The sequence below is a fragment of the Actinoplanes cyaneus genome (assembly GCF_016862095.1).
Taxonomy (GTDB): domain Bacteria; phylum Actinomycetota; class Actinomycetes; order Mycobacteriales; family Micromonosporaceae; genus Actinoplanes; species Actinoplanes cyaneus.
Genome location: NZ_BOMH01000101.1, coordinates 1 through 19,592, shown reverse-complemented (window position 1 = coordinate 19,592; position 19,592 = coordinate 1). Strand labels below are relative to the sequence as shown.

Here is a 19,592-nt window from a genome sequence, read left to right as displayed (position 1 = left end):
CACTGGAAGAAGTTTTCCGACTGCTCTACGCGGATGACGCGACAGACTTCCGGGAGCAGTTCTGGCTGATGCACTGGGGCGAGACCGTCGACGATGTGAACAGCTACGCCTGGAGCTGCAATGATCATGATCGTGGGAAGGCGGAAACGAGCAGGCTGGCTTGCGGTGGGGGTGCTCTCTTTGGTTGTAGTTGGAGGCTGTGGGCAGAATGCCGCTTCGGCGCCGGAGGGCGACGCAGTAGTATCCGCGGTCCCCAGCGGCTCGGTGACCGGCACGTCCTCAACTGCGTCGTCACCTGCGGCAGCCGGAAACGCGGCAGCCGGACCACCCTGGTATTCGGTGGCCGGTGAAGCGCCTGAGATCTCAGGTGCCGTCCATAGAACGAACAGCCCTCTGGAGAACCAGAACTGGATCAATGACGCCGCCCGGTTCCAGCGGACCTGGCTCTACACCGGCAGGATCCGAATCGTCGAGGTCGACATCAACCGGGCTGATCCGACCGCCGACAAATGCGACGAGATGCGAGAGACCGAGAGTAAGCTTCGACCGATCGGCCACATCGTTGTGTCATTGCAGGGCGTCGCGGACGGTGGCATAGCCATTGTTGATCAGGCGAAGAAGGGCACCGATGGCCCGGGCGTACGGACTTACGCCTGCTCAGGCAATGCAATTGTGAGCGTGGGCATGCTTGTCGAAGGGGTGATCGGCAGCGAGGCGGATCTCACGGCGCGCTCGCCTGAGCTGACAGCCGTGCTCACCGAAGTACTCGCTAACCTTCGCCCACGATAGCGGCCCAGGCTGCTGCTTCGACCTGCCGCGACCAAGGCACGCCCGCGGACCGAGACATACGTCGGTCCGCGCTTGGCCAAGTAACTTCGGTGTATCTGCCGCTACCTCCGGTATCGGCAGGCTTCGTCGCGGCGGCGCAGGGTCCCGGCTGGTGGTGACCGTGGTTATGTGCCACCGTCAGAACCACGGAGGCGGCCAGCCTGCGGCCCGCGGCTGGCCCTGACCGTGGTCGTTCGTGCTGAATAACCACGGTAGGGACCAGCCAGGACCCCGCGCCGACGCGACATCCTCAACTGCCGCAGAGAACGCGCGGTCGGCGCCGCCTGCCCCGGCTCGGCGCCCGGCACTCACCATAGTCGCCCTTGATGACGTGGTGAGCAGGCTGAACCGGTCTCCGGCTCAGGCGGCGGAACGTGGTCAGGACAGCTCGGCGATCCGCCCGGTGTGCAGGGTGCCGTCGGCCAAGTGGGCGGCGTAGGCCTGCAACGCGCCCGGGTCGGCGTCGAGCCGGGCGGGAGCCGGCCAGGAGCTGCCGGTCCCGGACTGGCTCCACAGACCGAGGCCGGAACGGACCGTGACCAGGTCGAGCCGGTTGGCCGGCCAGCCCGCCGCGGCCAGCGCGCGGACCTGCCCGGTCGCCGGGGACTCGGTGCCGCCGGGGACCGGCGCCGCCGAGCCGCTCCACGCGGTGTCCGTGCCGGTGCGGTGATAGACGCTGCCCCAGGCGGTCACCGTGAACACGTGCAGGCTCCCGTCCGGCAGGGCCGCGGCCGCAACGTCCGCGATGCTCGCGTTCGTGTCGACCAGCAGGGCCGTGGTGCTCCAGACGCCGGCCGCGCTCGCCGATCGGTCCTGCACGCCGCTCGCGCCCGCGGTCAGCAGGTGCGGACGCTTCGTCACCGGGTTGACGACCGCGGCGATCGAGGTCAGGTCGGTGCCGCTGTCCACCTTCGTGGAGCTGGCGTCCCAAGGCTGGCCGGCGGGCCGTTTCCGGTACCAGACGCCCGCGCCGGGGATCAGCGTGAACGCGTGCAGCGTGCCGTCCGGCCCGGCCGCGATGGCCGCGTCGGTGATCCTCGCGCTCTCGTCGATCTGCGTCGCGGTGCTTTCCCAGGTGCCGTTCGCGTCCCGGGTCCGGGACCAGAGTCCGCTGCCGGGGATCAGCGTGAGCGCGTGCAGCCGCCCGTCGGCGCCGGCGGCCGCGGCGATCCGGCCGATCGACGCGTTGCCGTCGATCCGGGTGACCGTGTCACCGGCGCGGTCGAAGACGCGGCCGCGCAACGCGACGTCCTCGGCGCTGTAGTACGGGCTCGCCGGCCGCGCCTTGTAGAACTGCATCCCAGCCCTGGTGACGGTCCGATCCGGCCCGTAGAAGTCGAGTGTGTCGGTGCACCAGGTGTTGACCGCGGTGCACCCGCCCGGCGGCGTCTTGTACCGGTCGGCGCGGGTCTCCACGGTCTGCCCGGACGGCTGGACGCCGACCGACTTCACGGCGCCCCGGTTGATGGTGGTGAGCTGCCGGGTGACCTTGTCGTACGTGTACACCCGCTGGTTCGTGGTGAGCCACAGCCGGTCGGGGTCGGTGATGTCGGCCGACACGTCGTGCATCGCGTCGTTGCCCGGGATCGTCAGCGTCCGCGACGGGTCCACGCGCAGCCCCGGCGCCGACGCCGGCCCGGTCACCTCGAGCGCCGTGAGCAGCTGGTACTCGCCGGCCGTCCCGTAACCGGGTGAGCCGGCCACCCAGAGCCGCTGGATCTGCGGGTCCCAGAGCGCGGCGTGCGCCTGTTCCAGGGCGTAGGACGCGGTCGCCGTGGACGAGGTCGCGTAGACCCGCACGTAGCCACCGGTGCTGGCGGCGACCGCGACGTTGCCGTCGGGCAGCAGCTCGATCGAGTGCCGGTTGTCGGCGCCGGCGCCCTTGTTCGCCCATACCCGGTTGCCGTCCGGATAGGTCGCCACCGTGGCGAGTCCGCGCCCGTCGACGACGACGAGCCGCTGACCGGCGGGCGTGTTGCGGACCCGGAAGTCGTTGCCGCCGTTGAAGTCGGCGATCTCCGTGTCCGAGTAGCCGCGCGCCGCCGTCGGCGCCCACGTCCAGCTGTCCCACGTCCACGTCGCCGGATTCAGCCGATAGATCTTGTCGGTGTTCTGGTCACCGGCCAGGACCGGGAAGTCGGCCGTGGCCGCCGACGCGGTGGACGGCACCACCACCGACAACGCCGACCCGCACAGCAGCGCCGCCAGGGCAGCACCCGCAACTCGTTTGATCATCACGGAATGATAGTCGGGCGCCGATGTGACGGGTCCCCGGCGAGCCGCGCCGGGACCGGTGGGCGGATCACCAGCGTCACCACGACAGTGACCAGGATCAGGGCGGTGAGCAGCACCGGAACCGGCGTGATCGGGTCGAGCAGCACCAGCAGCCCGCCCAGCGGGACGACGGTGTTGACCACGCGGCCGGCGTTCTCCCGCAGCGCGATCCACCAGATGCCGAGGACGAAGATCGCGACCGGGACCGTCACCGTCAACGACGCCGCCACCGCGCTCAGCTCGCTGTGCCCGGTCAGCGCGTCGATCTGGACCTCGATGCCGGCCGAGAACGCGGCGGCCGCGGCGAACACGAAGTAGTGCACGTACCCATAACGGATGTTCTGCGCGAAACCGCGGATCGACAGGTGGTGCGGCGGCCAGAAGTAGATCCACCACAGGGCGCAGGTGACCACGAGGGTCATGACCGAGATGGAGATCAGCGGGGCGAGCGCCTGATCGTCGTGCAGCGCCTCGATGATCGCGTTGGCCGAGGCGAGCAGGCTCTCGCCGAGCACGATGAGCGTGAACAACCCATAGCGTTCGGTGATGTGATGCGGGTGCCACGGCGTCCAGCCGGAGCGCTCGGCGATCACCGGGACGGCGAGCTCGGCGAGAATCAGGATCGGGTGCAGGAAGGGCTGGACGTCGTCGGGCAGGAACAGCCGGACGATCCAGAACACCTGCACGATCGCGATCCCGGCGGCGTACCGCAGCGTGGTCGCCCGATTCGGCCCGGCGAAACGGGACGCGCGCAGCCACTGGGCGATCATCGCGACACGCATCACGACGTAACCGATCGTCACCACGGCCCAGTGATCGTCGGTGAACGCGGGCTCGACGCCGGCCGCGAGCACCAGCACGCCGCCCATCTGCAGGAACGTGAGGACGCGATAGAGCCAGTCGTCGGCGCCGTAGGAGGTGGCGAACCAGGTGAAGTTCATCCAGGCCCACCAGATGCCGAAGAAGACCAGCGCGTACGACAACACGCCGTGTCCCGCGTGCCCCTCGGTCAGCGCGTGGTGCAGTTGCACCGAGGCGATGCTGACGGCGACCACGAACACCAGGTCGAAGAAGAGTTCCAGCGGCGTGGCGGTCCGGCCCGGCTCGGCGGGGTCACGGGGTCGCATCGGGGCGAGCATCAGAGGCACCGCGGCAGCGTAACCGGGACACCCCCGGCCGTCGTTGACCACGCGTGCTTCCGCAACCACCTCGCCGCACCACCCACGCCCACGGCACCCCGCGCAACCGGCTCGTCTACGACCGCTGGGGGCGGTTCGGGCGGCCGGTCGTCCTGCTGCACGGCCTGCGTTACGACCGCACCATGTGGTGGCCGGTCGCCGCCGAGCTCGACGCGAGCTGCGCCGCGGTCGCCGTCGACCTGCCCGGCCACGGCGACTCGGCGGCCCGGGAGGAGCTGTCCGGTCTCGCCCAGGACCTGGCCCTGCTCGTCCGCGGGCTGGACCTGCACCGCGCGCCGATCCTCGTCGCGCACGCCGAGTCGGCGGTGCTGGCCCGCGCGTTCGCGGAACGTTACGCCGTGCAGCATGTGATCACGCTGGACGGCGGCACGGCGGCGGACCTGAGGGCTGTTCCGGAGGCTTACCGCCAATTCGCCGTACGGCGCGATGATCCGGCCCTGCCGCACGCCTACCGTGAGTGGTCGGCGGTCCGGGTCGGAGCGACGCCGCAGGCGCACGCGGCCGGCGGCGGATTCCCGCACCTGCGCGACCCGGCGGCCTTCGCGGCCCTGGTCCACGGCCTGATCTGAGTCCACTCCGCGATCGCCCGCCGCACCGCACGGATCTCCTCGGGCTCCGGCCGCGGCAGCGCCACCGGCAACCACGACGCCGGCGGGTCATCGTCGCCCCTGGCGTCCTCCCACCCGAAAGGCCACATGTCAGCGCCTCGCCGGCCAGGCGTAGTGGGTGGCACGCTCGTCGTCGAGCAGCAGCCGCCGCAGCCGGCCCAGCGCCCGCGCCCGGGTCGGCCCGATCGCCCCGACGGGCATGTCCAGCCGGGCGCTGAGCTCGGTGTACCGCGCGTCCGGGTCGGTCGCCATCTGCCACAGCAGCCGCCGCTGGCGCTCCGGGAGGCGGGCCAGCGCGCGGCGGACACTTGCCGCCTGTTCCGCGCGCAGCAGGCCCGCCTCCGGCGCCTCGCCCGGCTGGGCGAGCCACTCGTCGAGGCCGGTCGTCGGGCATTCCCGGTTCTCGCCCGCGACCGCGTGCAGGCAGAACCTGCGCATGGTCACGGCCAGCCACGATCCGACCGCTTCCGGGCACTGCAACCGGTCGATCCCGTTGAACAGTTGCAGCCACGTCGCCTGGAGCAGGTCGCCGACCTGGTCCGGCGGGATCCGGAAGCGGCGTGCGATCGCCCGCAGGCGTGGGCCGTACTCGTCGACGAGCACGGCCCACGCCCGTTCGTCACCGGCCCGCGCGTCGCGTACCACCGTGGACAGGTCTCCCGCCCCCACGTGTCGCATGTACGCCACTCCCCCCGCTCGCGTCGGTCGCTGACCAGAGCAGAGTGCTCTCCCGCGCGGCCCGCTCGCGCCGGGGAAAACCCTGGTGCCCGCGGAGCCCGGACGCGACGGGCAGAATTCCGGCACATCCGGGCAGGCGATTCACGGCTGAGCAGTGCTTCGTTCGAGCAACCCGTCCCGATCGTCGGCAGGCACTCGTGCGAACACGCCGGACCGGAGCAGCGGCAGGCAGATCACCGCGAGACCCAGGTCGGTGCAGAGCAGCACCTGCAGGCTGGTCAGGTCGCCCAGCAACTCCTCGGTGATCATGCTCATGACGACGTTGTTGCCGGAGTGCGCCAGGCTGGTCACCCACACCGAGCCGCTGCGGGCGTAGAGCCAGCCGAGCAGCACCTCGAAGAGCAGGAACATGACGGTCCACAGCGGCAGGGCGAGCAGCCGGTTGTCGAACTCGGCGTACCCCAGGAACGCCAGCGGGTAGTGCCACACCGCCCAGATCAGCCCGGTGACCAGCAGAGACAGCCGGGGCCGCCCGGGCACCAGCCGCGGCCAGAGGAAACTGGTCCAGCCGAACTCCTCGCCGAAGTAGACGGGGATCAGGACGAACTGGATCACCAGCAGGAACGCCAGCCCGCCGACCGGCCCGAGGTCGAGCCTCCACCAGCCCGCCACCCAGGCGCAGGCCAGCATCATCAGGCTCGCCCCGAGCGGCGCCAGCCACGCGCCGGCCCACAGTTTCCCGGGGGCGCGCCAGCGCAGGCCGGCCGTGGCGAAGCCCTCCCGGGTCACCCACTTGCGGACCACGAACGCCCCGATCGCCGGCGCGAACGCCACCGGCAACTGGACCAGGGGGTTGACGAGCGACCACCCGAGCCCGAGCCGTGCCACGAACAGATAGGGCCAGACGACTCCGAACGAGATGAGCAGATAGACGGCGATTCCTTTGACCCGCATCGACATGTCCTGAGTCGATCACCGGACGCGGGTCATGGTCACTACGCGTGGCCACCCTTGCCGAGGTAGGGCCAGCCCTACCATGTAACAAATTGACGTGTTGCGGAACCATTAAGGGAACCTTAAAGAACCTTGAGAGCCTGAACACATGGGTCGATGCTGGGCGGCACTCCCCCGATTTCCCCCATGAAGGGCCCACAATGTCCGATTCGAAGCATCGCCGCCCGTGGCAGCGGCCGCGGTGGCTCGCTGCCGGGACGATCACTCTGGTGGTGGCCGGTCTCGGTGTCGCCGGGGTCACCGAAGCGCTCGCCGCGAGCAGTGGCACGATCGTCAGCTCCGCCAACGGCAAGTGCCTGGACGTGACCGGCGGCAGCACCGCCAACGGCAACCAGCCCCAGATGTGGACCTGCGCGGCCGGGCCGAACCAGAACTGGACGCTCGCCGACAACGGCCAGGTGCAGGGGCTCGGCAAGTGCCTCGACGTGGCCAGCAACGCGACCGCCAACGGCGCGGTGATCCACCTGTGGGACTGCTACGACACCGTGGCCACCCAGAAGTGGACCTACAACGCGTCGTCGCACGACCTGGTCAACACCGCGGCGAACAAGTGCCTCGACATCAAGGACAACAACCTAGCCGACGGCGCGAAGCTGCAACTGTGGGACTGCTCCGGCGGCGCCAACCAGAAGTGGACGTTCTCCGGCAGCCCGACCACGCCGACGAGCCCGCCGCCCACGGTGCCGAGCAACCCGAACAACCCGGATCTCGGCCCGAACGTCACGGTCTTCGACCCGTCGATGTCCGCCTCGACGATCCAGAGCAAGCTGAACTCGGTCTTCAACGCGCAGGTCAGCAACCAGTTCGGCAATGCGCGCCAGGCGCTGCTGTTCAAGCCGGGCACATACTCCAACGACGTCAACGTCGGCTTCTTCACCCAGGTCGCCGGGCTCGGCCTGACCCCGGACCAGGTGAACATCAACGGTCACGTGCACGTCGAGGCGGACTGGTGGCCGGACGGCTCGCAGAACGCCACGCAGAACTTCTGGCGCTCGGCGGAAGGCCTCTCGGTCACGCCCGCGGACGGCCTCGACCGCTGGGCGGTCTCGCAGGCGGCGCCGTACCGGCGGATGCACGTACGGGGAAATCTGGCTCTGTCCGACGGTGGCTGGTCGTCCGGGGGCTTCATCGCGGACTCGAAGGTCGACGGGCAGATCCAGTCCGGGACGCAGCAGCAGTTCCTGACCCGCAACTCCGCGATGGGCAGCTGGAGCGGCTCGAACTGGAACCAGGTCTTCGTCGGCTCGACCGGCGCGCCGGCGCAGAGTTTCCCGTCGCCGCCGTACACGACCGTCGGCTCGTCGCCGACGATTGCCGAGAAGCCCTACCTGTACGTCGACAGCACCGGCGCCTACCAGGTCTTCGTCCCGTCGCTGCGCAGCAACGCGTCCGGCACCACCTGGTCGTCCGGTAACCCGGCGGGTTCGTCGCTGCCGATCAGCAGCTTCTACGTGGTCAAGTCCGGCGACACCGCGGCAACCATCAACGCGGCCCTCGCGGCGGGCAAGAACCTGCTGGTCACGCCGGGTGTCTACCACCTGAACCAGACGCTGAACGTGACCCGGGCCGGCACCGTCGTGCTCGGTCTGGGCCTGGCCACGTTCGTCCCGGACGGCGGCGTCGACGCCATGCACGTCGCGGACGTCGACGGCGTCCGGCTCGCCGGTCTGCTCTTCGACGCCGGCACGACGAACTCGAACATCCTGCTGCAGGTCGGCCCGGCCGGCTCGACGGCGACGCACGCCAACCCGACCGTGCTCTCCGACGTCTTCGTCCGGGTCGGCGGCGCGATCGCCGGCAAGGCCACGGTCAGCGTGCAGATCAACAGCAACAACGTGATCGGCGACCACGCCTGGATCTGGCGCGCCGACCACGGCAACAGCGGCACGGTCGGCTGGACCACCAACACCGCGCGCAACGGCCTGATCGTGAACGGCAACAACGTCACGTTCTACGGCCTGTTCGTCGAGCACTACCAGCAGTACCAGACGATCTGGAACGGCAACGGCGGCCGGACGTACTTCTACCAGAACGAGATGCCGTACGACCCGCCGAACCAGGCCGCCTACATGAACGGCTCGACGCAGGGCTGGGCGGCATACAAGGTCGCCGACTCGGTCACCAGTCACGAGGCGTGGGGTCTGGGCAGTTACGCCTACTTCAACGTGAACCCGTCGGTCGTGAACGCCCGAGCCTTCGAGGTCCCGGTGACCAGCGGCGTCAAGTTCCACGACATGGTCACGGTGTCGCTGGGCGGCACCGGCACGATCAGCCACGTGATCAACAACAACGGCGCCGCCGCGAACAGCGGTCACCAGGTCACGTACCTGACCACCGGCCCGTAACGAGAGAGGTGGCCCGGGCGCGCTCACGAGGCACGCCCGGGCCAAGGCCGCCGGATGGTGACCGCCGCGCCACCGGTCTGCGATCACCGGGCGCGCGGCGGGGACGAAGAGAACGGTGTCACCGGGGCCCGCGCCCCCACGCAGCGCACGAGGCTCGTCCCTCCACGGAGTGCGCGAGGCCCGGCGGACTCGAGCAGGCGACGCGGCCCGGGGTTCTGGCTGGTGCTCACGGTGGTTATGAGGCACGAAGAACCACCGTGAGCACCAGCCGGGAGCGAGAGCGCGGCACCGCCGGGACCACCGGATCGCTCGCGGGCTCCGACGGGCCGGGCCTCTCGGTGGGCTCGCGTCGTCGACGGGTCTGCTGCTCTGACCGGGCCCACCCGCGGAGATCGCCCTTGTGGGTCTCGCGTTCTGGGCCGCCCCGCGGCCCTGCGAGGTCCGGAAGGGTCCCCGCGGGAGCGACGGTAAGGACCACGGCGGACGTAGGACAGGAAGATCTTGACGTTGATCTTCTACCGGAACGTCCTGGCGGAGACGGCCACGTCGATGAGCTGCGTGGTGAGCGCCCGCGGCAGGCAGGCGACCGGATGGTCCGGGCCGGTTCCGGTCGTCACGCTGACGACGACGTCCTCCGGGCCGATCCCGATCGTCACCCGATCGTCGTCGAAGTACCAGAGGCGGCTCTTGTCCCGGTGCGTCGCCTCGCGGGTCCAGCCGTCGCCGATCGCCTCGGTCAGGCTTTCCGGCGCGACGTCGAGGAAGAACGCCAGCTCGTCCCGGCCCGCGGTGAAGTTCTCCGCCAGCCCGATCAGCAGTGTCCGCAAATGGTCATACGGCTCCTGCTCCGGCAGGTCCTCGGCGTGGTGCAGCGGCAGGAACTCGAGCAGCGCGAGCAGTTCGGTCCTGGAGAGGGCGGACACCCCTCCAGCTCAGCACGCCCGGCCGCGGTCCCGCGCCGGAACACCGAAACCGGCCAGGGTCGCGCCCCACCGGCGGGCACGGTCGGCCTCGCCGGGCGCCAGCGGGCCCTGCGCCGAGGTGACGCGGAAGCTCTCCGGCTCGGCGATCTGCCGCCCGCCGAGCCCGCGCAGCCGGCGCAGCGCCTTGCGGGCCGCCGACCCGGACGGCAGGAACGCCGTGTTCATCCGGGTGTCAAAAGCGGTCACCGCGACACCGGCGAGGGAGGGCGCGCCGTCCAGGAACTCGCGGATGCCGGCCGACTGCGCGCCCGGCCGGATCGTGCCCTGGCGGGCGGCGTCGGCGCGGGTCGCCGGACGGCTCATCCCGAACGCGTGGGTGGGGCCGCCGAGCACCAGCAGGTCGAAGCCGCCCGGCGCGGGCGACTCACGGACGTCGGTGAGGGTGACCTCGCCGCGCTCGGCGAGGCCGGCGGCGATCAGCTCGGCCACCTTCGCGCTGTTGCCGAACATCGACTCGTAGACCACAAGAGCTCGCATGTCCTCATCGTCACGCCGGTTCCGGCGGCCGGGGCAGAGCCGGGCGGGCCGCTCGCGCGGGACCTCCGGCCCTGGGGCGGGGACGGCCGGAGGACCAGGGTGGAGGTAGGAGCTGAGGAGGGTACGGCGATGAGGACCTGGACTGTGGGTGACGTGATGACGAAGGCGGTCGTCTCGGTGGACGAGAACGCCTCGTACCGGGAGATCGTCGATCTGATCATCGAGCGGCGGTGCAGCGCCGTGCCGGTGGTCGATTCCGGTCTCCGGGTGATCGGCGTGATCTCCGAGACCGATCTGCTGCGCAAGATCGAGTATGCCGGTGACGAGGACCCGCGGATCTTCGAGCGGCGGTCGCGGCGGGGCGAGCGGGCCAAGGCGTCGGCCCGGACGGCGTCCGAGCTGATGAGCGGGCCGCCGATCGTGGCATTGACCGGCACGACGGTGGCGGCGGCCGCCCGGCGGATGGACGCGGAAAGCGTCAAGCGGCTGCCGGTCGTCGACGACCTGGGCCGGCTCGTCGGGATCGTGTCGCGCGGGGATCTGCTCAAGACGTACCTGCGGCCGGACGCGGACGTCCAGTGGGACGTGGAGGCCGGCGTGCTGCGGGCGTTCCTGGTCGACGACACGGCGAGCGTGACCGTTTCCGTCAAGGACGGGGTGGTGACCCTGTCCGGCCGGGTGGGGCGCTACACGTCGGCGGAACTGGTGGAGCGGCTGTCCCGCCAGGTCGCCGGCGTGGTGGAGGTCTCGTCCGGGTTGACGTACGACGTCGACGACCGTGTCGCGGTCGCGGGACCGATCCCGTTCTTCTGAGCACCTATAGTTGCCGCCGTGCTTGATCGAATTCGGCGGTACGTCATCGGCGGCGTCCTGCTGGCCGGCGTTCTCACGTCGGCCGGCTGTTCGCCCGGCAGCGGAACCGCGGCGACCCCGGCGGTGTCCGCGTCGACCCGGGGCGACCTGGTCGCGGCGCTCGCCCGGCTCGGCAGCGAGTCCGCCCGCTTCACCATCGTGTTCGGCGGGGGACAGCGGGCCACGGGGGTGATCGACCCCGCGACCGGTCATTGGGAGATGACCGGGAACGGCTACGTCGTCCGCCGGATCGGCGCCGACGTCTACGTGAGGCTGACCGCCGAGCCGGTGGACAGCAGATATCCCGGCCAGTACGCGGCGGATCTGGGCAAGTGGGTCCACGTGCCGGCGCCCGCCGGCGGCGCGGCGTTCGCGGCGGACTTCCCGTGGACGACGGCTCGCGGCGCGGCCACCGCCGACCTGGACGTCGACGGCCGCTTCAGCCGGGTCACGGCGCCGGGCACGGTGGTCAGCTACTCGGACTACGGGACGCCGGTGCGGGTCACGGCCCCGCCCGCGGACCAGCTGATCGAGGATCACCTGTTCACGCTGAGCAGCCTCGGCTCGATCTACTGAGAAGGCCCCGCCGGTGGCGGGGCCTTCGTGGTCAGTAGCCGAATTCCTGGGTGTAGTACGGGGCGCCGTTCTGGGCGTAGACCGCGCCGACGCCGATGGTCTTGGACCGGCAGTTGAGGATGTTCTCGCGGTGCCCGGGGCTGTGCATCCAGGTGTCGACGACCTGCTCGGCGCTGCGGTAGCCCCAGGCGATGTTCTCCGCCGACGGCCGGGCGTACCCGGCGGCCTTGGCCCGGGCAGCGAAGTTGGTGCCGCCGCGGCCGGTGTGGGAGAACTCGCCGGTGCGGCCCATCCACGCGCTGTGCCCGCGGGCGGCGTCGGTCAGCCTGTCATCGACGGTCAGGACCGGGCAGCCGTTCTCGGTCCGCTGCTCGTTGGTCAGCCGGACGATGTCGGCCTGCAAAATCTGCTCGGCGGTCTTGGCCCGTGCCGGCGCAGCCTGCGCCGGCGACGCGGTCATCATGACACCGGCCGCGGCCGGGACGACGAGAGCGGCCAGAGCGAAACGGCGAAGGACAGAGCGCAAGAGGACGACCCTTTCGATTGACGGCCCCCGGCGTGCTCGCCGGTGACACCGTTCTCTTCGTCCCCGCCCCACGCCAGGTGATCGCAGAGCGGTGGCGCTGCGGTCACCATCCGGTTGCCGGGCAAGCCCTACTTCGCCTATCGTCTTTATGGCATATGGTGGGCGCGTGCGTAACCGGCCCGGCCTGCCCCTGCTCGTCTGCCTCTGTGCCGCCTTCACCACCCTGCTCGACCAGTCGAGCCTGGCCACCGCCATTCCCGCGCTGCGCGGCTCGCTCGGCGCCGGCCCGGCCACCCTGCAGTGGATCATCGTGGGTTACTCGCTGACGTTCGGGCTGGCGCTCGTCCCGGCCGGGCGGCTCGGCGACGCCCACGGCCGCCGATGGCTCTTCGCCGGCGGCGTCGCGCTCTTCACCATCGCCGCCGTCATCGCCGGGACCGCCTCGGATCCGTGCGCCGGGCGCGGCGGCCGGGCTCGCGGGCGCGTTCCTGCAGATGTCGCAGCGGATCTCGGCAACCCTGGCGACGGCCGCGGTGACCGGCCTGCTGGTCGGCGCGACCGGCCCGGGGGCCGCCTCCGCGAGCCTGGCCATCTGCCTGGCGATGATGCTGCTGTCGACCACGTTCTCGGCGTTCGACACTCGCCGTGATGTGACGGAGACGACTCCGACACTAACCCTATCTAAGCTATAGGCTTTACGGAGAATGGAGGCCCGATGAGCCAACCACAGCTCCACCTGGCCCTGGAGATCGGCGGCGCCACCGCGGACACCGAGATCGCGGCCGCCGCCGAAGCCGCCGGGTTCGCCCTGGTCACCATCGCCGACTCGCCGCTCGCCGGTGACCGGATCGAGGCCGGCGTCCGCGCCGCCCACCTGGCCCGCCGCACCCGTCGGATCGGACTCGGGCCGAACCTGCACGTCACCACCACCGAGCCGTTCCACCTGGCCACCCAGCTCGCCTCCCTCGACCACGCCTCGCTCGGGCGCGGCGCGTGGGTCGTCGGCGCCGAGAGCAGCCCTGCCGCGTTCGCGACCGTCGGCAACCCGCCCCTGACCGGCGACGACCTGCGACGCGAGATCGCCGACGTGATCGACGTGACCCGGCAGCTCTGGGACTCCTGGGAGGACGACGCGATCATCCGGGACACCGCGACCGGCCGTTTCCTGGACGCCGGCAAGGTACACCACGTGAACTTCACCGGCGAGCGCTTCTCGATCGTCGGCCCGCTGATCACCCCGCGACCGCCGCAGGGCCAGCTCGTCGTGCTGGGCGCGGACACGCTCGGCGTGACGGGCCGCCTCGACATCGCCCTGATCGACGCGCCGGACCCCGATCCGCTGCGCAGGCGGGCTCAGCAGGCCCGGGCCGACGGCGCGCCGCTGGTCTTCGCCGACCTCACCGGCAACCCGGCCGAGCTGCTCGGGCTCATCGATCGAGTGGGCGGCATCGTCGACGGCGTGCGCCTGCGCCTGACCGATCCGGCCGACTTCCCCCGGCTCGCCGCCGCGCTCGGCCGTGAACCGGTGACCGGCCCGGCCCTGCGGGACACGCTCGGACTGCCACGGCCCGCCAACCGATTCGCCGCGGCGTAAGGAGCCCCATGTCGTACCGTCTGCATCTCGGAGTGTTCTTCACCGGCGTCGGCCCGCAGACCATCTGGACCGACCCGGCGTTCACGTCGCACACCCACATCGACCGTTTCGTCGACACGATCCGCACGCTGGAACGTGGACTGTTCGACGCGTTCTTCCTCGGGGAGGGGCTGCGCGTCCGGGAGAACCGCGGACGCGTCCACGAACTGGACGTCGCCGGGCGGCCCGACGCCATCACCCAGCTCGCGGCGCTGGCCGCGGAGACCACGCACATCGGCCTGGTCGCCACGCAGAACACCACCTACAACTTCCCGGCCGACCTGGCACGCCGCCTGGCGAGCCTGGACGCGATCTCCGGCGGGCGCGCCGGCTGGAACATCGTCACCACCGACAACGCCTGGACCGGAGAGAACTTCCGGTACGGCGGGTGGCTGCCGCACGAGCGCCGCTACGAGCGCGCCAATGCGTTCGTCGAGACGGCGAAGACGCTGTGGGGCGGCGCCCCGGTCGACCGGCACGACGACCTGATCGACGTGACCGCGGGCCCGACCGTCCCGGCCCGCCCGGTGCTGTTCCAGGCCGGTGATTCGGCCGGCGGCCGTGACCTGGCAGCGCGCCACGCGGACGTCGTCTTCTCCGCGAACACCGACTACGACAAGGCCCTGGCATACGCCGCTGACCTGCGTGAACGCCTCGCCGCGTACGGGCGTTCCGCCGACTCGCTGCGCATCCTGCCCGGCGCCGCCGTGGTCCTCGGCGACACCCCCGCCGACGCCGCGGAGAAGGCCCGCTACATCCAGCGGGAGCAGGTCACCGGGCCGCGCGCCCTCGCCTTCCTCGAGCAGTACTGGGGCAAGGACCTTTCCGGGTACGACCCCGAAGGCCCCCTGCCCGACATCGAGCCGGCCGAGGGTGAGCTCGACCCGTCGCGCGGCACGATCGCCATCGAGCACCGCACCGGCAAGGCGGAGCGGATCGCCGGCTGGCGCAAACTCGCCGCCGAGCGCAACCTGTCCCTCCGCGACCTGGTCATCGAGGTCACGCCGCAGCACAGCACCTTCGTCGGCACCCCGTCGCAGATCGCCGACGAATGGCAGCGCTACGTCGAGAACCGCGCGGTCGACGGCTTCAACATCCTCCCCCAGTTGCTCCCCGGCACCGTCGAGGACATCGTCGACAAGCTGGTCCCCGAGCTGCAGTCCCGAGGCATCTACCGCACCGAGTACGAGGGCACCACCCTCCGCGAACACCTCGACCTGCCCGCCTGACCCGGGCAGCCGTCACTGCGGCGGCACTGAGCCGGCGGTGAGACGGGCGCGCACCTCCATCAGGGCGAAGCCGAGCAGATTCAGGCCGCGCCACTGTGCAGGATCGGACGCGCGCGGATCGTCGCGGGTCAGGCCGATGCCCCAGATCCGGTCCATCGGGCTGGCCTCGACCAGGACACGCTCGCCGGTGCCCACCAGATACGAGCCCAGTGCCGGGTTCTGCTCGAACTTGGCGAGGTTGCCGGCCACGACGATCCCGAAGCGGTTCTCCTCCCACGTCCGCTGGTCGAACGGCGTGACCCGCCCGCCCACCGTCTTCGCATCACGGGGGTGCCCGGCTGCGAGGATGCGCTCGGCCGAGGTGGTGTCGCCGAACAGCACCGCCTTGCGCCACATCATGTAGTGCTCGGCGGTCGCGAATCGCACGCCGTCGACGGTGAAGCCCTCCGGCGACCACTGGCTCATGCAGGAGGCGCCCACGCCGCCGTCGCGCGACGGCGTGTGGCCCCAGAACCACACGTACTTGACCGGCTGACCAGATTCGGTCAGAGCGATCAGCTCGGCAACGCTGCGTACCTCGATGCTCATGCCGCCGAGTCTGGTCCACCGGCGACCGGCGCGCCCCCCAATTACTGATCACCGTGGTTACGATCTACGTGAATCGCTTGGCCGGTGCGGAAGGGAACCTATCGTGACGGAACACTCCAGGATCGACACTTCGGTCGCGCACCCGGCCCGGCGCTACGACTACCTGCTCGGCGGCAAGGACAACTTCGAGGCCGACCGGCAGTCCGCGCACGAGATCGAGAAGCGCCATCCGACCGCGCGGCTGAGCGCGCAGGAGAACAGGTTCTTCATGCACCGTGCCGTGCGGTTCATGACCGGCCGGGGCATCCGGCAGTTCCTGGACATCGGCACCGGGATCCCGACGTCACCGAACACGCACGAGATCGCGCAGGAGTCCGACCCGTCCGCGCGGATCGTCTACGTCGACAACGACCCGCTCGTCCTGGTGCACGCGCGGGCGCTGCTGACCGGCACCGAGGCGGGCAGGACGACGTACATCGAAGCGGATCTTCGTGATCCGCGGCAGATCCTCAGCGATCAGGAGCTCAAGAACACGCTCGATCTCGGGGAGCCGGTCGGGCTGCTGCTGATCGCCGTCCTGCACTTCATCCGCGACGACGACGACCCGGTGGCGATCCTGAACACGCTGATCGACGCCCTCCCGTCCGGCAGTTACCTCGCGGCCTCGAACGCCACCCCGGAGTACATGCCGGCCGAGCAGGTCGCGGCGCTGCGCGCGGTGATGGAACGCCAGTGGCGCGACCGCACCGGCCCGGAACTGCGCGCCCTGTTCGACCGGCCCGACGTGGAACTCGTCGCGCCGGGCGTGCAGTCGGTCGCGCGCTGGTGGGAGCAGGACGCTCCGCAGCCCCGGCCGGCGGTCGAGTCCGTCGCCGCCAACGGACTCGTCGCCCGCATCGTCCACTGACCGTGCCGGGTCCCGGCGGCCGTGGAATCGGCCGCCGGGAAGCCTCACGTCTCGATGAGCTGGAGCGCGGCCGCCGGGCAGACCGCGACCGCGTCACGCACCGCGTCCAGGTGTTCCGGCGCGGGCACCGGCTCCAGGATGATCGCCACGCCGTCCTCGTCGCGCTGGTCGAAGACGTCCGGCGCGGTCATCACGCACTGACCGGCGGCGATGCACTTGGGTTCGTCCAGCTCGATCCTCGTCACCACCGGACCGGGACCTCCTCGATGCCTCCGACGATCAGGCCGGTACGCCGGCGCAGTTCCTCCACCGGGACGGCGAGCTCGAGCGTGGGCAGGCGGTCGAGCAGCACCGTGAGCGTGACCTGCAACTCCGTACGCGCGAGGGCCTGTCCCAGGCAGGAATGCGGGCCGGCGCCGAAGGCGAGATGCGGGTTGGGGACGCGGTCAAGGCGCAGTTCAGCGGCGTCGTCGTAGACGGTCTCGTCCCGGTTCCCGGAGGACAGGCTCGCCATCACCGTGGTGCCGGCCTTGATCGGGCAACCGGCGATCTCGATGTCCTCGGAGATGTAGCGCGGCAGGTCGATGCTGGAGCTGGCGTCGAGCCGCAGCGTCTCCTCCACCGCCGGGTTGATCAGCCCGCGGTCGGCGACGAGCCGGTCCCAGCGGTTCGGACGGTCCGCGAGCAGCATCGCGACCATCTTGCCGATCATGTTGGCGGTCGTCTCGTGCCCGGCCACCAGCAGGCCCTGCGCGGTGTAGACCAGCTCGGCCTCGGTCATCCGCCCGTCCTGGCTGTCCACGATCGCGGCCAGCTCGCTGAGCAGATCGTCGCCGGGCGCCGCCCGCTTGTCGAGCACGTGCTGAACCATGAACTCCTGGAACTCCATGGCGGCCTTCGCTGTCTCGGCCTGGGAGAATTTGTCCAGGTTGAGCATCGCGTCGGACCAGTGCGAGAACTTGTCACGGTAATTCGGGTCGACGCCGAGCAGTTCGCAGATCACGAAGACCGGCAGCGGGAAACCGAGCGCCGACTGGAGATCGCCGGGCTGCCCACCGGCGATCAGCTCGTCGATCAGCTGATTAGCGATCTCGGCGATCCGCGGGCGCATCGCATTGACACGCTTCACGGTGAATGACTTGTTCATCATGCGCCGCCAGCGCTGGTGGTTCGGGCCGGCGGTCATGGTGGCCTCGTCGCGGTTGAAGATGCCGTCCTCCGAGGTGGAGATCTGCGCGGCGCCCGCCTCGGTCAGGCTGTGCGTGAAGCGCGGATCGGCAAGCAGCTCACGAACGTCGTTGTAGCGGGTGATCAGCAGCGCTTCGTCACCGGTGACCATCCGAACCTTGGAGACCGGGCACTCGCTGCGCAACTGCTCCCATTCGGCGGGCGGGTCGAGGGCGGTGGGCCGAGCGAACGGGTAGGTGGGAACCGTATCAGTCATCGTTCCTCCACATTGTCTAGCCACGGCCGACCGTAGGGCAGCCGACGTGATCGGGACAAGGCCACAAAAACCGATCAACCAATCCACCTGCAGCAATGTGTTTTTCATTTGGATCATCAAGTGCCCCACAGGCTCGCCGGTACGCATCACCGTGCCACCTCTTCGAGCGACCCGGCCCAATCAGGCACGGCAAGCATCGGGCAAGACTGCCCGCTGGCGATCACGGTGTGATCGCCGGCCTGCATCACGAGCCTCTTCGACGGCTTGGAGCTACCGACGCACGGGGTGGCATCATTTCCCGGTTGTGCTGGGTCCCACCGACGAAACCTCCGCACCGTCGATGCCGGAGGGGTGCGGTGAGTGCCGACGGCGGCGTCCGGGCACCGGGCACCACCAACAAGACAGCCGAGCTCTCGACTTGTCGGCGATTACTCCTTGGTCCCGCTATCGAGCGATCTGATCCTGGAGCCGATTGACCAGATGACTGATCATCTGGGGCGCATCGCCCTCGAACTCGAAGCCGTCATCGTCGCCGTCGTTATAGATCACGAACCATCCGGGCCGATAGGCGAAGACAGTGACCAGCACGCCGTCGCTGTACTCGTCGGCGGAGAGTGCGAAGCGGTGGCCCAAATGGGGAAAGAGTTGTCTCAGCAAGTGGTCCCGAGAGGCCAGGATCACCAGATCGCGGAAGCTCTGCGCGTCGTCCTCCACCGCACTGAGCACCGCGGCCCACTGGAACTCGCGGGCGTTCCCCCGCTCGTAAGCGAGCTGAAGGCCGGAGAACTCGACGAACGAATGAGTCTCGGCAAGCTGCTCCAGACCGGACCCCTCGACCCATCGGCGCGCGGCATCGGCGGCCGAACGGATCTCGTTGGCGTGTCCGTGCCCCTGTTGCCGCCCGTTCCCATGGAACGACAACAGGTAGGACCCGTCGCTCTCGAACACGCTGGCCGACCGGCCCGCATGGGAGAGGACCGCGACGGTACCGCTCCCCGCCGCGAATGCGAGCGACGGGGAGCGGTTCAGTGCGCTGTTGAGCGCGCCGACAAGACCACGTTCCGGCATGCCTACCTGAGCCTCAATCGAACACGCCCTGCATCGCCGAAGTGACGTTCTTACCATTCAGATACCAGGTTATCCGGTTGGAGAAGTCCGGATTGTCGAAAGCATTGATCTGCATCTGTCGCATCTCCCAGTCCGTGCCCGCATTATCCTTCCAACCTCCAGGGCCACCACCCCAAGGATCCCGCGTACGCGTGGAAGGGCACCCCGACCCTGTGGCCGAAAGGGATCTTCGACGACAACGCGTACGGCGACGCCGACCCGATCGCCGGGAAACACCCCACCGACCCGACACCGGCCGCCACCATGACCCGGCTGATGAACACCCAGCGGCCGGCGTTCACGCTGCTCGCCGGGGACATCTGC

At 70.0% G+C, this 19,592-nt stretch carries 21 protein-coding genes and 1 pseudogene; 10 read left to right on the top strand and 12 right to left on the bottom strand.

Translation table 11 applies throughout. From position 1 onward, the window contains the following. Window positions 1-350 (top strand): annotated as a pseudogene (locus Acy02nite_RS44965) (hypothetical protein); the annotation flags it as partial. Beyond that, a complete protein-coding gene (locus Acy02nite_RS44960; protein ID WP_203755963.1) occupies window positions 340-789 on the top strand; it encodes a hypothetical protein in 450 nt (149 codons plus the stop codon). The pseudogene Acy02nite_RS44965 and the gene Acy02nite_RS44960, both read left to right, overlap by 11 nt. Window positions 790-1,206: 417 nt before the next feature. Here the strand turns inward: Acy02nite_RS44960 and Acy02nite_RS44955 are convergent, their stop codons facing one another. Together Acy02nite_RS44955 and Acy02nite_RS44950 are read right to left on the bottom strand one after the other, a co-directional pair. Next, on the bottom strand, window positions 1,207-3,063 hold the full coding sequence (locus Acy02nite_RS44955; protein ID WP_203755961.1) for a DUF6528 family protein: 1,857 nt from the start codon (window positions 3,061-3,063) through the stop codon (window positions 1,207-1,209). Then, window positions 3,063-4,241: a low temperature requirement protein A gene (locus tag Acy02nite_RS44950; RefSeq protein ID WP_239175873.1), complete on the bottom strand. Its 1,179-nt coding sequence runs from the start codon at window positions 4,239-4,241 to the stop codon at window positions 3,063-3,065. Before Acy02nite_RS44950 ends, Acy02nite_RS44955 begins: the two co-directional genes overlap by 1 nt. Before the next feature lie 53 nt (window positions 4,242-4,294). Here Acy02nite_RS44950 and Acy02nite_RS44945 point away from each other — a divergent pair, with 53 nt between their 5' ends. After that, window positions 4,295-4,870, top strand: a complete 576-nt coding sequence (locus tag Acy02nite_RS44945; protein ID WP_203755946.1) for an alpha/beta fold hydrolase — start codon at window positions 4,295-4,297, stop codon at window positions 4,868-4,870. A 129-nt stretch (window positions 4,871-4,999) separates the two neighbouring features. On the opposite strand, the gene Acy02nite_RS44940 is transcribed toward Acy02nite_RS44945, so the two are convergent. Together Acy02nite_RS44940 and Acy02nite_RS44935 are read right to left on the bottom strand one after the other, a co-directional pair. Beyond that, window positions 5,000-5,587, bottom strand: coding sequence for an RNA polymerase sigma factor (locus Acy02nite_RS44940; protein ID WP_203755944.1), 588 nt, complete (start codon window positions 5,585-5,587; stop codon window positions 5,000-5,002). 141 nt (window positions 5,588-5,728) lie between these two features. Further along, entirely contained in the window at window positions 5,729-6,541 is an 813-nt protein-coding gene (locus Acy02nite_RS44935; protein WP_239175871.1) for a CPBP family intramembrane glutamic endopeptidase, read from the bottom strand. Between the two features lie 200 nt (window positions 6,542-6,741). Between Acy02nite_RS44935 and Acy02nite_RS44930 the strand changes: the two genes are divergently transcribed. Beyond that, complete coding sequence (locus Acy02nite_RS44930) at window positions 6,742-8,946, top strand: RICIN domain-containing protein (protein ID WP_203755938.1); 2,205 nt, start codon at window positions 6,742-6,744, stop codon at window positions 8,944-8,946. Between the two features lie 515 nt (window positions 8,947-9,461). Here the strand turns inward: Acy02nite_RS44930 and Acy02nite_RS44925 are convergent. Together Acy02nite_RS44925 and Acy02nite_RS44920 are read right to left on the bottom strand one after the other, a co-directional pair. After that, entirely contained in the window at window positions 9,462-9,869 is a 408-nt protein-coding gene (locus Acy02nite_RS44925) for a hypothetical protein (protein WP_203755935.1), read from the bottom strand. Between the two features lie 9 nt (window positions 9,870-9,878). After that, window positions 9,879-10,406 (bottom strand): flavodoxin family protein, encoded by a 528-nt coding sequence (locus Acy02nite_RS44920; protein ID WP_203755932.1) that lies wholly within the window; start codon window positions 10,404-10,406, stop codon window positions 9,879-9,881. A gap of 129 nt (window positions 10,407-10,535) precedes the next feature. Between Acy02nite_RS44920 and Acy02nite_RS44915 the strand changes: the two genes are divergently transcribed. Together Acy02nite_RS44915 and Acy02nite_RS44910 are read left to right on the top strand one after the other, a co-directional pair. After that, a complete protein-coding gene (locus tag Acy02nite_RS44915; RefSeq protein WP_203755929.1) occupies window positions 10,536-11,219 on the top strand; it encodes a CBS domain-containing protein in 684 nt (227 codons plus the stop codon). Between the two features lie 18 nt (window positions 11,220-11,237). Then, on the top strand, window positions 11,238-11,834 hold the full coding sequence (locus Acy02nite_RS44910) for a hypothetical protein (RefSeq protein ID WP_203755926.1): 597 nt from the start codon (window positions 11,238-11,240) through the stop codon (window positions 11,832-11,834). Window positions 11,835-11,865: 31 nt separating this feature from the next. Here Acy02nite_RS44910 and Acy02nite_RS44905 read toward each other — a convergent pair whose 3' ends face one another. Continuing rightward, window positions 11,866-12,360, bottom strand: a complete 495-nt coding sequence (locus Acy02nite_RS44905; RefSeq protein WP_239175869.1) for a CAP domain-containing protein — start codon at window positions 12,358-12,360, stop codon at window positions 11,866-11,868. Between the two features lie 166 nt (window positions 12,361-12,526). Between Acy02nite_RS44905 and Acy02nite_RS44900 the strand changes: the two genes are divergently transcribed. The 3 genes from Acy02nite_RS44900 (at window position 12,527) to Acy02nite_RS44890 (ending at window position 15,222) form a co-directional block, all read left to right on the top strand. Continuing rightward, a complete protein-coding gene (locus Acy02nite_RS44900; protein WP_203755923.1) occupies window positions 12,527-13,009 on the top strand; it encodes an MFS transporter in 483 nt (160 codons plus the stop codon). Window positions 13,010-13,075: 66 nt separating this feature from the next. Beyond that, window positions 13,076-13,954 carry an LLM class flavin-dependent oxidoreductase gene (locus Acy02nite_RS44895; protein WP_203755920.1) on the top strand — a complete coding sequence of 293 codons (879 nt, stop codon included), beginning with the start codon at window positions 13,076-13,078 and terminating at the stop codon, window positions 13,952-13,954. 8 nt (window positions 13,955-13,962) lie between these two features. Next, window positions 13,963-15,222 (top strand): LLM class flavin-dependent oxidoreductase, encoded by a 1,260-nt coding sequence (locus tag Acy02nite_RS44890; protein ID WP_203755918.1) that lies wholly within the window; start codon window positions 13,963-13,965, stop codon window positions 15,220-15,222. 12 nt (window positions 15,223-15,234) lie between these two features. On the opposite strand, the gene ybiA is transcribed toward Acy02nite_RS44890, so the two are convergent. Continuing rightward, entirely contained in the window at window positions 15,235-15,810 is a 576-nt protein-coding gene (gene ybiA / locus Acy02nite_RS44885; protein ID WP_203755915.1) for a riboflavin biosynthesis intermediates N-glycosidase, read from the bottom strand. 103 nt (window positions 15,811-15,913) lie between these two features. On the opposite strand from ybiA, the gene Acy02nite_RS44880 reads away from it, so the two are divergent. Then, complete coding sequence (locus tag Acy02nite_RS44880; protein WP_239175868.1) at window positions 15,914-16,717, top strand: SAM-dependent methyltransferase; 804 nt, start codon at window positions 15,914-15,916, stop codon at window positions 16,715-16,717. 44 nt (window positions 16,718-16,761) lie between these two features. Here the strand turns inward: Acy02nite_RS44880 and Acy02nite_RS44875 are convergent, their stop codons facing one another. The 4 genes from Acy02nite_RS44875 to Acy02nite_RS44860 all read right to left on the bottom strand — a co-directional run. Beyond that, window positions 16,762-16,965 carry a ferredoxin gene (locus tag Acy02nite_RS44875; RefSeq protein ID WP_203755911.1) on the bottom strand — a complete coding sequence of 68 codons (204 nt, stop codon included), beginning with the start codon at window positions 16,963-16,965 and terminating at the stop codon, window positions 16,762-16,764. Next, window positions 16,959-18,161: a cytochrome P450 gene (locus tag Acy02nite_RS44870; RefSeq protein ID WP_203755909.1), complete on the bottom strand. Its 1,203-nt coding sequence runs from the start codon at window positions 18,159-18,161 to the stop codon at window positions 16,959-16,961. Before Acy02nite_RS44870 ends, Acy02nite_RS44875 begins: the two co-directional genes overlap by 7 nt. Window positions 18,162-18,605: 444 nt before the next feature. Beyond that, window positions 18,606-19,229, bottom strand: a complete 624-nt coding sequence (locus Acy02nite_RS44865; protein ID WP_203755907.1) for a hypothetical protein — start codon at window positions 19,227-19,229, stop codon at window positions 18,606-18,608. Between the two features lie 143 nt (window positions 19,230-19,372). Beyond that, on the bottom strand, window positions 19,373-19,592 hold a 220-nt coding region (locus Acy02nite_RS44860), incomplete at its 5' end, for a hypothetical protein (protein WP_203755905.1).